This window comes from Porcipelethomonas sp., from assembly GCF_051893655.1.
In the GTDB taxonomy this organism is placed as follows: domain Bacteria; phylum Bacillota; class Clostridia; order Oscillospirales; family Ruminococcaceae; genus Porcipelethomonas.
Genome location: NZ_JBJFHN010000082.1, coordinates 1 through 11,081 on the forward strand (window position 1 = coordinate 1; position 11,081 = coordinate 11,081).

Sequence of the window (11,081 nt, forward strand, 5' to 3'; positions counted from 1 at the left end):
TAATCTTTATTTTTTGTGGAATGTGCCGATATATTTTATATATAAGTGCAAATTGTCATGCTTTTTTTAAAGCTTTAAAACACAGCAATTATTCTGAAATAATCATAAGATTGGAGAGGACTATGAAAGTTGTTATACTGGCAGGCGGACTGGGTACCCGAATAAGCGAGGAAAGCCATTTGAAGCCTAAGCCGATGATTGAAATCGGAGGAAATCCAATACTCTGGCATATAATGAAATATTATTCGTATTACGGTTATAATGATTTTATAATATGCTGCGGATACAAAGGATATGTTATAAAAGAATATTTTGCCGATTATTATCTGCATCGTTCGGACGTTACTTTTGATTTTTCAAATAAAAATGAAATGATAGTACATAACAACGTTGCTGAACCATGGCGTGTTACTATTATTGATACCGGACTTAACACTCAGACAGGTGCCAGAATAAACAGAATAAAAGATTATATCGGTCATGAGCGCTTTATGCTTACCTATGGTGACGGTGTTTCAGATGTTGATATAAACAAGCTGATAGGATTTCATGAGGAAAAGGGAAAATACGCTACCATGACTGCAATTCAGCCGGGAGGAAGATTCGGTGTTCTGGACATAGATGAGCATAATATCATAAATCGCTTTACTGAAAAAAGCAAAGAGGACGGCGGATGGATAAACGGCGGATTCATGGTTCTGGAACCTGAAATTTTCAGCTATTTAAATGATGATCCAAACCTTGTGTTTGAACAGGTGCCGCTGGAAAATATGGCTCTGGACGGTCAGCTTGCCGCATATAAACACGGCGGATTCTGGCAGTGTATGGATACGCTGAGAGATCAGAATATTTTAAACCGCCTTATTGAAGAAAACAAAGCACCATGGATAAAATGGGAATAACCTGAATGGAGAGTAAAAAATGATAATAAGAGCTAAAACTAAAATGCTTTTTGAGGGCAAGCCTCTGACTGAAAAGCAAAAAGCAAATTCCGACCTTAACATAAAAGAAATGGACGAAAAGAAAACAATACTTCAGTCTTATCCGAGAAGACTTGTTTTTGAACTTACAAATGCCTGCAATTTAAACTGTGTTATGTGCGGTAGAAATGCCGCAGATTTTAAGCTTACTTCTTTTGATATGGATCTGTTTCGGTCATTTGAGCCTATGATGGATACGATTGAAGAAGTAACATTAATGGGATGGGGTGAACCTACTATTCATCCTCATTTTAATGAGATGCTTGAGATAATTAACAGACACAGTGCCAGAAAGTATTTCTGTACAAACGGAATGAATCTGAAAAAAATCAAGGAAAGCCTTTTTAAATACAATGTTGATGTTTTTGCAGTAAGTGTTGACGGGGCAAATTATGAAACGAATTCACGCATCAGAAGAGGTTCTGACCTGAATGTTATTACCGCTGATCTTAAAGATATTGTTGCGGAAAAAAAGGCAAGAGGACTGAAATACCCATGGATAAACTTTGTTTTCTGTGCAATGAAATCAAATATTCATGAGCTTCCTGACCTTGTAAGACTTGCCGCTGAAATAGGAATTGAAGAGGTAAAGGTAGTTTATCTGACCGTTTTCGGCAATGACCTTATGAAAGAGACACTATGGGGTATGGAAGACGAGGTAAGAAAAATATTTGATGAAGCTGTAAAACTCGGCGAAGAGCTGGGCATCGTTTTAAAGCTTCCTCACATCTGCGGAGAAGATACTGCCGGAGATAAGCTTCATAAGGACTGCTTTGTGGCATGGAGAGACTTTTTCTTAGGTTCGGACGGTTATGTGCGTCCGTGTATGTCGACACCGGTGAAGTTTTTCAAATATGACGGTTCTGAGGATTTCATGAAAGTCTGGAATTCGCCGGAATATCAGAAATACCGTGAATTTGTAAACACTCAAAATATGGATTCACCGTGCAGCAGATGCTATCAGTCGTCTCACTGCAACTGGAACAGAAAATCTTCATTTATTCAGGTGGGAGAGGACTTTTCGCCGTCATGGGAAAAGCTGAATATAAAAAATGACTGATATAAGCTTTTTTAAAAATAAAAAAATTCTTCTTACCGGTCATACCGGTTTCAAAGGGACATGGCTTTCCCTTATGCTTGAATATATGGATGCTCAGATATATGGATACGCTTTGGAGGACAGTGAAAATACGCCTTTTTTTGCCGAAGCGGCACCGAAAATAGCCGGAAGCCGGATGGGATTTATTCAGGACAGGGAAAAACTTCTGGGATTTGTAAAGGAAATTCAGCCTGAAATCGTCATACATTTTGCGTCTCATTCAACCCTGAATAAGGGTGCGGAAATAACAGGCTACATATTTGACACCAATGTAACGGGACTTGTAAATCTTCTTGAAGCAGTAAGAGCAGTAAATTCGGTAAAGGCAGTTTTAGTGGTTACCAGCGACAAATGCTATAAAAACATAGAAAGCGATGAAGGGTACAGAGAAGACTCTGTACTGGGTGCACAGGATCCTTATTCTACCAGTAAGGCATGTCAGGAGCTTGTGACGGAATGCTACAGAAAATCATTTTTCAGTTCAAAAAAGCTGAATATTCCTGCGGCTACAGCAAGAGCCAGCAATGTAATAGGCGGTGGGGACTATAATCTTACAAGGCTTTTTCCGTATCTTCTGGACTGCTTTTCAAAAGGGGTGCAGGCTCAGATCAGGAATCCCGGAGCAGTCAGACCATGGCAGAATGTTCTTGACGTTCTGGGCGGATATCTTGTACTTGTCCGCAGACTTTATGAAAGCGGTGACGGTGGAAGCGATTATGCGTCTGCATTTAATTTCGGTCCTGAACCGGACGGTTTTGTGACCGTATCAGAAGCCGCAGGAATACTGGCAGAACAGTTTCCGGACGCAGATTATAAAGTCAGCGGTTCTCTTGAAAGTGTTATCGAAACGAATATTTTAAAGCTAGACAGTACAAAGGCAAAGACTATGCTGGGCTGGAAGCCGGTTTACAGCTTTGAGGATACTATAAAGCAGGCGGCTGAGTTTTCAAAACGCCGTACAGCCGGAGAGGAAACAAGAAACATAGCCTTTGAATTTATAGATGAATATATGAAAGGAAAGAAAAATGCCTGATAATAATTATAAAGACATAGAACAATTTGCTGCGGAAGTCAGAAGAGATGTTGCAAAAATTCTGCACAGAACAAGAGACTCACATATCGGCGGAGGATATTCCGCAATCGACATATTGTCCGTTTTGTATACAAGAGTTCTGAATATTACTCCTGAAAATCTTGACGATCCCAACAGAAACGTATTTATATTGAGCAAGGGACATATTGCCGCCACACTTTACACAGTACTGGCTCATAAGGGGATAATTCCCATGGAGGATCTGGACAAGCATGTTGTAAACGGCGAAAATTATGCAGGTCATTCCAGAAGATATGTTGTTCCCGGAGTTGAAATGTCAGCAGGCTCTTTAGGACACGGAGCAAATGTGGGAATCGGTATGGCTTATGCAAAACGCTGCATGGGTTATGACGGAAATGTCTACGTTCTTATGGGTGACGGGGAATGCAATGAAGGTTCTGTATGGGAGGCTGCAATGTGTGCGGCAAGATTCAGTCTTTCAAATCTGGTTCTTATTATTGACAGAAACAGACTTCAGTCATACGGCAGCGATGTTGAAGTAATGAACATGGGCGATATGGCTCAGAAATTCCGCAGCTTCGGATGTAATGTTCAGGAAATTGACGGTCATGACTATGGTCAGATACTCCGGGCTCTTATGACGTCAACGGCAAGAATGCCGTCAGCACCTACAGTTATTGTTGCAAATACTACAAAGGGAAAAGGTGCATCATTTATGGAAAATCGTCTTGAATGGCATTTTAAATCCCCTGACGACGAACAGCTTGAAATAATTTTAAAGGAGCTTGGAGCATGAGAAGTACATTTGTAAAAGTCCTTGATAAAATTGCTCAGAAGGACGAAAGGGTTATCTGTGTTATAGGCGATACAGGTTTTTCCGTATTTGAGGAATTTGAGAAAAAATACAAGGAACGATTTGTAAATATAGGAATTGCAGAACAGAATTTTGTAAGCTTTGGTGCTGGTCTTGCGGCAATGGGAATGAAACCGTTTATATATAATGTTGTGTCGTTTATGACATACCGTGCATTTGAACAGATTGAACTGGATGTATGCTTTCAGGAAAATCCGGTGGTTTTAGTGGGGGTAGGCGGAGGACATGCCTACGGTCCGGCAGGTCCTACCCATCATGGATATTTTGACTTGTCTCTTATGACGTCTTTGCCTTATATGACAGTAATATGTCCGGGCGATCCGGTTGAGATGGAGGCTGCTATGTATGCGGCATATGAGATGAACAGTCCGGTTTATATAAGAATCGGCAGAAGCGTTGACCCTGTTGTTCATACTGCCCCCATTGATTTCAGAGTCGGAAAAGGTATTGAAATGAACAAGGGCGAAAGAGCAGTGCTGCTTGTTACCGGAACAATGCTTAAGGATGGTGTTAAAGCTGTTGAAATACTTAAAAACAGCGGAATCAATATTTCCCTTTACAGTATGCCTACTGTTAAACCAATCGACAAAGAACTTGTTGAAAAATGCATGACTGAATATGAATATATTTTTACTCTGGAAGAACACAGTAAAAACGGCGGACTTGGTACAGCTGTAGGAAATGTAATGCTTGAAAGCGATATTGCTCCGAATGCAAAGCTTGTTAAATTCGGATTTCCTGATACATTTGCACCTGTTACCGGGTCAAGGGAATACTTAAACGGACTTTACGGCATTGACGCTGAAGGTGTTGCAAAAACTATTAAGGAAAAGCTTTCCGGAGAACAGAAATGAATAATATAGATAAAATTTATGATGAGTTCAATAAAATCAGACCTGATATCGAAATAAGTATTGAACAGATGAAATCCGACCTTAATGACAGATTCGATAAAATCGTTCTTTATGGTGCCGGAAGTGCCGGAATTGCATTTTTGAAATATCTTAACTGTATTGATATATATCCTGCATTTTTTGCTGACGGCAAGCCGGAAAAATGGGGAGAAAAATGTCAGGGCATTGAAATTATTTCTCCTGAGGATATAATTTCACGTGCCGGTGAAAACACTCTGGTAATCGTTACAATCAACACAGACGGCAAAAGATACTGCAAAAGCTTTGAAGAAGCCCTGAGAACAGGCGGACATACTGGAGTACATAAAAGACTCAGGGATGCCGGATGCAAAAATGTTGTGGATTATACTTATTTCAGAAGATGCCATGCGTTGTTTCATGGGGATCCTTATAATCTTCCCTCATGTTCTGACATTGAAATAATGTTAAAAAACAAAGATAATGTAGCAATGGTTTATGATTGGCTGGAGGATGATCTTTCAAGAGAAACCTATGAAAAAATCGTAAAATTCAGACTTGTTGATGACAGTATTGAAGTACCTACGCTGTCACAGGAAAATCAGTATTTTGAACCGGGACTATATGAATCAGATGAAAACGCATGCTTTGTGGACTGCGGAGCATTTAACGGTATCAGTATGCAGACTTTCTTAAAAATCAACAGTAACAGGTTTGAGCATTACTACGGTTTTGAACCGGACAAATTTAATTTTGAAAACCTTCAAAAGTTTATTGCCGGACTTCCTGAGGATATAAAAAAGCGTACGGAAATTTTTAATTGTGCGGCATATGATAAATGCGGCACTGACATGCTTTATTCGCTGAACGGTCCAGGAAGCTTTATGGCTGATATCGGAAATGAAAGTGTTGAAACAATTACAATAGATAATGCCTTAAGGGGCAGAAAAGCTACATATATAAAAATGAATATAGAAGGCTCCGAGCTTAAGGCACTTAAGGGTGCAGAGCAGACTATAAAGGCGTTTAAGCCAAGGCTTGCCATTGCCGGTTATCACAAAACATGGGATTTATGGGAAGTGCCGATGCTTATAAAAAGCTTCAGACCGGATTATAAATTCAATCTACGTTCGTATATGAATCATTTATCGTTTGTTTATTATTGTGAGTGACATGATGGAAAATAAAAATATTCTGTTGCTGGGCTGTTCCGGACTGATAAGCACAATCCTTGCTGATAAGCTTGTAAATGCCGGAGCATTTATAGATGCAGCCGGTCGGAAAACGACTGAAAATCCAAAAGTAAATTATATAGAATGGGATATTTTTGAGGATAATCCAGTCTTTTTCAGTTCTCTTAAAACGGAATATGATGCTGTTATTGTTTCCGCATGGGCAGGCAACAGACCGGATGAAAGAAATAATTCTGATATTAATATGGCATGTGCCAGGGCTTTGAAAAATCAGGTACTGGAAATATTAAAGTGTTGCCGTGTAAAGCAAATTATTCTGACGGGAAGTCAGTCAGAATACGGCAAAGCGTACGGCAGGATTGATGAAAACTTTATAATTGATAAAAGTACCATTTCGCCTTATGGCAAAGGAAAGCTTTACTTATATTATAGCCTTAAGGAATCCGCTGGGGACACTGTTGTTACAGAGCTTAGATTTCACAGTGTTTATGGATTTTTCCCGAAAAAAAAGCAGATGCTTGAAAATGTAATGAACAGTATGTTCAAAGGCAATGATGTAATGTTTTATTCGGACGGTAAACATCATTATGATTTTCTGAATGCTGATGACGGGGCGGAAGCTATTATTTCTGCTGTCAGGTATCCGGAAAACGGAATTTTTAATGTGAGTTCAAATTCCGGGGAGCGCTTCTGCGACTATATTGAAAGATTAAAATGTATTACAGGCAGTCAGAGCCGGGTGATTTACGGCAGTGAGAAATCACCTGATTTCATATTCTGTTCTGATAAATTCAGAAAACTGACAGGATGGAAAAGCAGGATCTCCTTTGAAAAGGGTGCATTAAAAATGTTTTCTGCTATTGCGTTTGAAACACTCCGGAATAAAGATGTAATAATTTATGGTGCTGGGTACTGCGGACTGGTTTTTTCAGATATGCTTGCCACAAAAAACATATTGCCGAAAGCTTTTTTTGACGCTGATCCTAAAAAACACGGACAATGCTTTAACGGAATAAAAATCAGTCCGGCATACGAGTGCAAAAATACTGACAGCATTGTAATTGTCTGTATGCTGACTGATAAATATTATCCTGAAATAAAAGAAAATCTTATAAAACTGGGATATAAAAATATAAAATATATTTATGAACTGTCATATATGGAAGAGCTTTTTGAAAATCAGCCTTTGATTTTTCACATGCCTGAAAACTGGCAGAATGAAAACTGTGAAAAGATTCAGCTGGTAAACAACTTGCTTGCAGATGATATTTCCAGGGAAACATATAAAGGTATTATTGAATTTGCCGCCGGAAATCACAGTGCTGTGATTAATGAACTGCCCATGAATCAGCAGTATTTTGCCTATGATGTTTACCGAAAAAATGACAGCGAGGTTTTTGTCGACTGCGGAGCGTTCAGAGGAGATATACTTAAATTTTTCTGTGAAAATAACAGCTGTAAATTTAATGAATATTATGCTGTAGAGCCGGATCCGGCAAATTTTTGCAGAATAGAACAGCTGCCAATGGCAAAGGACAAACGAATTCATATAATCGGATGTGCATTGTCAGACAAACCGGAAACTTTAAAAATGAAAAATTATTTAAATGAAAATTCCATTGTGTGCAGTAGCGGATTTGATGTAACAGCAGATACTCTTGACAATATTTGTGATAAATATAATATTGTTCCCACATTTATAAAAATAGATGTTGAAGGGTTTGAGGAAAAGCTCCTTGAGGGAGCTGCGAAAACTATAGAAAAGTACAAACCGCTGATTGCTATGGCAATTTATCATAAATGCGATGATTTGTGGAAGCTGCCCATAAAAATACACGATATGCTTCCCGATCACAGGCTTTTTCTCAGAAGCTATATGAACATAAATGAAACGATTTTATATGCCGTACCGGAGGAAAGGGTAGCAGATGAAATATATTAAAAATATACAGGATGTCAGGATATCAAAGATCGGACTGGGAACCGGACGGTTCGGAACGAAGGTTTCGGAATCGCTTTCCTTTGATATGCTGGATTTATTTTATGAGGGCGGAGGAACTCTTATTGATACTGCCCGGAATTACTATGAATGGGTGGAAAACGGAAGAGGAAAAAGTGAGGAATGTATTGGTAAATGGATGGATTCCAGAGGCTGCCGCCGCAATGTATGTATTTCCACAAAATGCGGAGTAAAAAACAAGGGGCATGACTGGTTTATAAATTTATCAAAAGAAATGCTGAGTCAGGAGCTTGAGGAAAGTCTGGAAGCTCTGCGGACTGATTATATTGACATTTATCTTCTCCATCGAGATGAGCCTGAAAGACCTGTTGAAGAAATTATAGAAACAATGCAGTATCTTAAGGAAAAAGGCAAGGTTAAAATAATCGGCGCTGCAAACTGGAGCTTTGAAAGACTTTATAAAGCAAATGAATATGCCAAAAAACATGGTATGGAACCTTTCCGTACAGTTCAGACATGGTGGTCTTTGGCTGAATATAAATATGAAATGTGGAATGACAGCAATACTACTCATATGGACGAAAACATGTATAATTACATGATAAATAACAATATGTTCGGTATGGCGTACACGTCCCAGTGCAAGGGATTTTTCCAGAAAGCTGTAAAAAATGGACTGGAAAATGTGGACGAGTTTTTGAAACATCGTATTGAAACAGAACGTAATTTAAAAAAGCTTGATTTTATTAAAAAATACTGTCAGGGAAATAATGTTTCACCAACATCAGTTGTCAGCGGATATATTACGTCAAATCCTCTTGAGGGAACAGCTCTTGTAAGCTGTTCGGATATGTCACAGCTTGAAGATATTTTAAGGTGTTGTGACTATGAACTGGAACATGAAGCTATCAGCAAGCTTGATAGTTTATAATATAATTATATTTAGCATTGGAGAAAAATATGGAAATAATAAATTGTGATAATCTCTCAAGACCATCAACAGAAATGCATTATAAAAAGGTTCGCTCTTATTTGTATGGAACGGAAAATAACAATGTATCAGTTATAGTTCAGGCTTATGGACGTCTTGATAAGACTAAAAACTGTGTTGAAAGCATTTTAAAATATACTAACCCCGGATATGATCTTATACTTATGGATAACGGAACACCGGATATGGAAATTGCAGATTATTTTGAAAGTGTTGAATACCCTAAAAAAAGAGTAATAAGGTTTTCTAAAAATATAACAGGAGTATACGCAGTAAATGCTACTATGCATTTACTTAAAACAAAATATATAGTACTTGTGAATAATGATGTTATAGTTACCTCACGTTGGCTTGAAAACTTGCTGATTTGTGCAGAAAGTGATGAAAGCATTGGAATGATCGTTCCAGCATCAACGAATATAAGCAATTTACAATTTGAATCGTTAGGCGGATTTGAAAGTATCGAAGAAATGCAGGATAAGGCTGATAAATTCAATGTAAGTGATCCCGGCAAATGGGAAGAGAAAATCAGACTGATCCCTACGGCTACCCTTTACCGCCGTGAAGTATTTGATGCTGTGGGAATGTATGATGTGGGTTTTATGCACGATTTCGGAGACGATGAATTCACATTCAGAGTAAGACGTGCAGGTTATAAGCTTATGCTTTGTAAGGATACCTTTGTACATCATGACCATAACCAGACTGCACTTCCACCGGAAAGAATGGCAATAAGTCAGCAGTCACGGGAGTTTTTCAGAGAAAAATATGACGGTATTGACGCATGGGCAGATACCGGAAATTATATGGGCTTTGCTTTTGAAAATGTAAGGTTTGAAGATGAAAAAGCTAAAAATATTCTTGTACTTGATGTGAAATGCGGAACACCTCTTCTTGAGGCAAAGAATTTTTTAAGAAAAAATAATTTGAAATCCGGTACCTGTAAAGCCTATACTTCGGATACCAGATATTATATTGATCTCAGAAGTATTTCAGACTGTGTTGTATGCGGAGATATTGAAAACACAATTATTAATGAAGAAAACAAGTATGATATTATCATTCTTGGAGAGGCTGTAAATCTTTACAATGCCCCTTTTAAGCTTCTGAAAAAACTGGTAAGATTAAAAAAAGAAAACGGATATCTGATTTTTCCGGTAAGCAATACAAATGACATCCGGAGTCTGTTTAGTATTCTGAATATTTCCCTTGGAGAAAATGATACTTATCCCAGACGGATGAATTATAATGATATACTAAATAAAATAGCGGATTTTGGGATAGAACATGCTGATGTTACATATACGATGCACAATATAGAAGATATGCTGAAAACCCAGATAGCATCCCTTGTTTTAAGCATGGATGTAAAGGGAGATAAAAATGCAATCATGCAGAATCTTCTTATTGAAAATTACTGGATAACAGCAAAATAAACAGGAGGACAAAATGACAGTTTCAGAGTATATATTTGATTTCCTTGAGAAAAAAGGAGTAAAAAATGTATTTATGGTATCGGGAAGCTCAGCAATGTGGCTTACAGATGCACTGAAAAGAAATGAAAAACTCAATGCTTACTGCTGTCACCATGAACAGGTTGCGGCAATGGCGGCTGACGGCTGCGGACGTGTGGGAGATGTTCCGGGAGCGTGTCTTGTAACAATAGGTCCGGGAGCTACCAACGCAATTACAGGAGTTGCTGGAGCTTTTACTGATTCGTCGCCTGTGTTTGTGGTTTCAGGACAGGCAAATTCAAAAATACTGCAATATCAGATTGACAGCGGTATAAGACAAAAAGGTACTCAGAGTCTTAATCTTGAGCCTATGATTTCTCCTGTAACCAAGTATTTTGCTGCTGTTATGACTCCGGAAAGCATACGCTATCACATGGAAAAGGCATATTATTTTGCAATGGAGGGAAGAAGAGGTCCTGTCTGGCTGGATATTCCGATTGATGTTCAGAATAAACAGATTCCTGAGGAAATGACGGGCTTTGAACCTGAAACTGAGGTATACAATATAGATGTTACAGAAACGGTTAAAAGACTTAAAGACGCT

The 11,081-nt window shown here is 38.4% G+C and carries 10 protein-coding genes; all 10 read left to right on the forward strand.

What is annotated here, in order from left to right:
* Positions 1–122: 122 nt before the first annotated feature.
* Positions 123–902, forward strand: a complete 780-nt coding sequence (rfbF, locus tag ACI4WO_RS04860) for a glucose-1-phosphate cytidylyltransferase (RefSeq protein ID WP_439806435.1) — start codon at positions 123–125, stop codon at positions 900–902.
* A gap of 19 nt (positions 903–921) precedes the next feature.
* Positions 922–2,040, forward strand: coding sequence for a radical SAM protein (locus tag ACI4WO_RS04865; protein ID WP_439806436.1), 1,119 nt, complete (start codon positions 922–924; stop codon positions 2,038–2,040).
* On the forward strand, positions 2,033–3,112 hold the full coding sequence (gene rfbG / locus ACI4WO_RS04870; protein WP_439806437.1) for a CDP-glucose 4,6-dehydratase: 1,080 nt from the start codon (positions 2,033–2,035) through the stop codon (positions 3,110–3,112). The genes ACI4WO_RS04865 and rfbG overlap by 8 nt, the downstream gene beginning before the upstream one ends.
* Positions 3,105–3,929, forward strand: a complete 825-nt coding sequence (locus ACI4WO_RS04875; RefSeq protein WP_439806438.1) for a transketolase — start codon at positions 3,105–3,107, stop codon at positions 3,927–3,929. The genes rfbG and ACI4WO_RS04875 overlap by 8 nt, the downstream gene beginning before the upstream one ends.
* Positions 3,926–4,861 carry a transketolase family protein gene (locus ACI4WO_RS04880; protein ID WP_439806439.1) on the forward strand — a complete coding sequence of 312 codons (936 nt, stop codon included), beginning with the start codon at positions 3,926–3,928 and terminating at the stop codon, positions 4,859–4,861. The genes ACI4WO_RS04875 and ACI4WO_RS04880 overlap by 4 nt, the downstream gene beginning before the upstream one ends.
* Positions 4,858–6,051 (forward strand): FkbM family methyltransferase, encoded by a 1,194-nt coding sequence (locus ACI4WO_RS04885; RefSeq protein WP_439806440.1) that lies wholly within the window; start codon positions 4,858–4,860, stop codon positions 6,049–6,051. Before ACI4WO_RS04880 ends, ACI4WO_RS04885 begins: the two co-directional genes overlap by 4 nt.
* Positions 6,052–6,055: 4 nt before the next feature.
* A complete protein-coding gene (locus ACI4WO_RS04890) occupies positions 6,056–8,014 on the forward strand; it encodes an FkbM family methyltransferase (protein WP_439806441.1) in 1,959 nt (652 codons plus the stop codon).
* Positions 8,001–8,963 carry an aldo/keto reductase gene (locus ACI4WO_RS04895; protein WP_439806442.1) on the forward strand — a complete coding sequence of 321 codons (963 nt, stop codon included), beginning with the start codon at positions 8,001–8,003 and terminating at the stop codon, positions 8,961–8,963. The genes ACI4WO_RS04890 and ACI4WO_RS04895 overlap by 14 nt, the downstream gene beginning before the upstream one ends.
* Positions 8,964–8,992: 29 nt before the next feature.
* Complete coding sequence (locus tag ACI4WO_RS04900) at positions 8,993–10,459, forward strand: glycosyltransferase family 2 protein (protein WP_439806443.1); 1,467 nt, start codon at positions 8,993–8,995, stop codon at positions 10,457–10,459.
* Positions 10,460–10,472: 13 nt separating this feature from the next.
* The coding region (locus ACI4WO_RS04905; protein WP_439806444.1) for a thiamine pyrophosphate-binding protein at positions 10,473–11,081 on the forward strand (609 nt) is incomplete at its 3' end.

Coding starts and splice junctions, on each gene's coding strand:
- rfbF (WP_439806435.1), top strand. CDS start 123: ATGAAAGTTGTTATACTGGCAGGCGGACTGGGTACCCGAATAAGCGAG.
- ACI4WO_RS04865 (WP_439806436.1), top strand. CDS start 922: ATGATAATAAGAGCTAAAACTAAAATGCTTTTTGAGGGCAAGCCTCTG.
- rfbG (WP_439806437.1), top strand. CDS start 2,033: ATGACTGATATAAGCTTTTTTAAAAATAAAAAAATTCTTCTTACCGGT.
- ACI4WO_RS04875 (WP_439806438.1), top strand. CDS start 3,105: ATGCCTGATAATAATTATAAAGACATAGAACAATTTGCTGCGGAAGTC.
- ACI4WO_RS04880 (WP_439806439.1), top strand. CDS start 3,926: ATGAGAAGTACATTTGTAAAAGTCCTTGATAAAATTGCTCAGAAGGAC.
- ACI4WO_RS04885 (WP_439806440.1), top strand. CDS start 4,858: ATGAATAATATAGATAAAATTTATGATGAGTTCAATAAAATCAGACCT.
- ACI4WO_RS04890 (WP_439806441.1), top strand. CDS start 6,056: ATGGAAAATAAAAATATTCTGTTGCTGGGCTGTTCCGGACTGATAAGC.
- ACI4WO_RS04895 (WP_439806442.1), top strand. CDS start 8,001: ATGAAATATATTAAAAATATACAGGATGTCAGGATATCAAAGATCGGA.
- ACI4WO_RS04900 (WP_439806443.1), top strand. CDS start 8,993: ATGGAAATAATAAATTGTGATAATCTCTCAAGACCATCAACAGAAATG.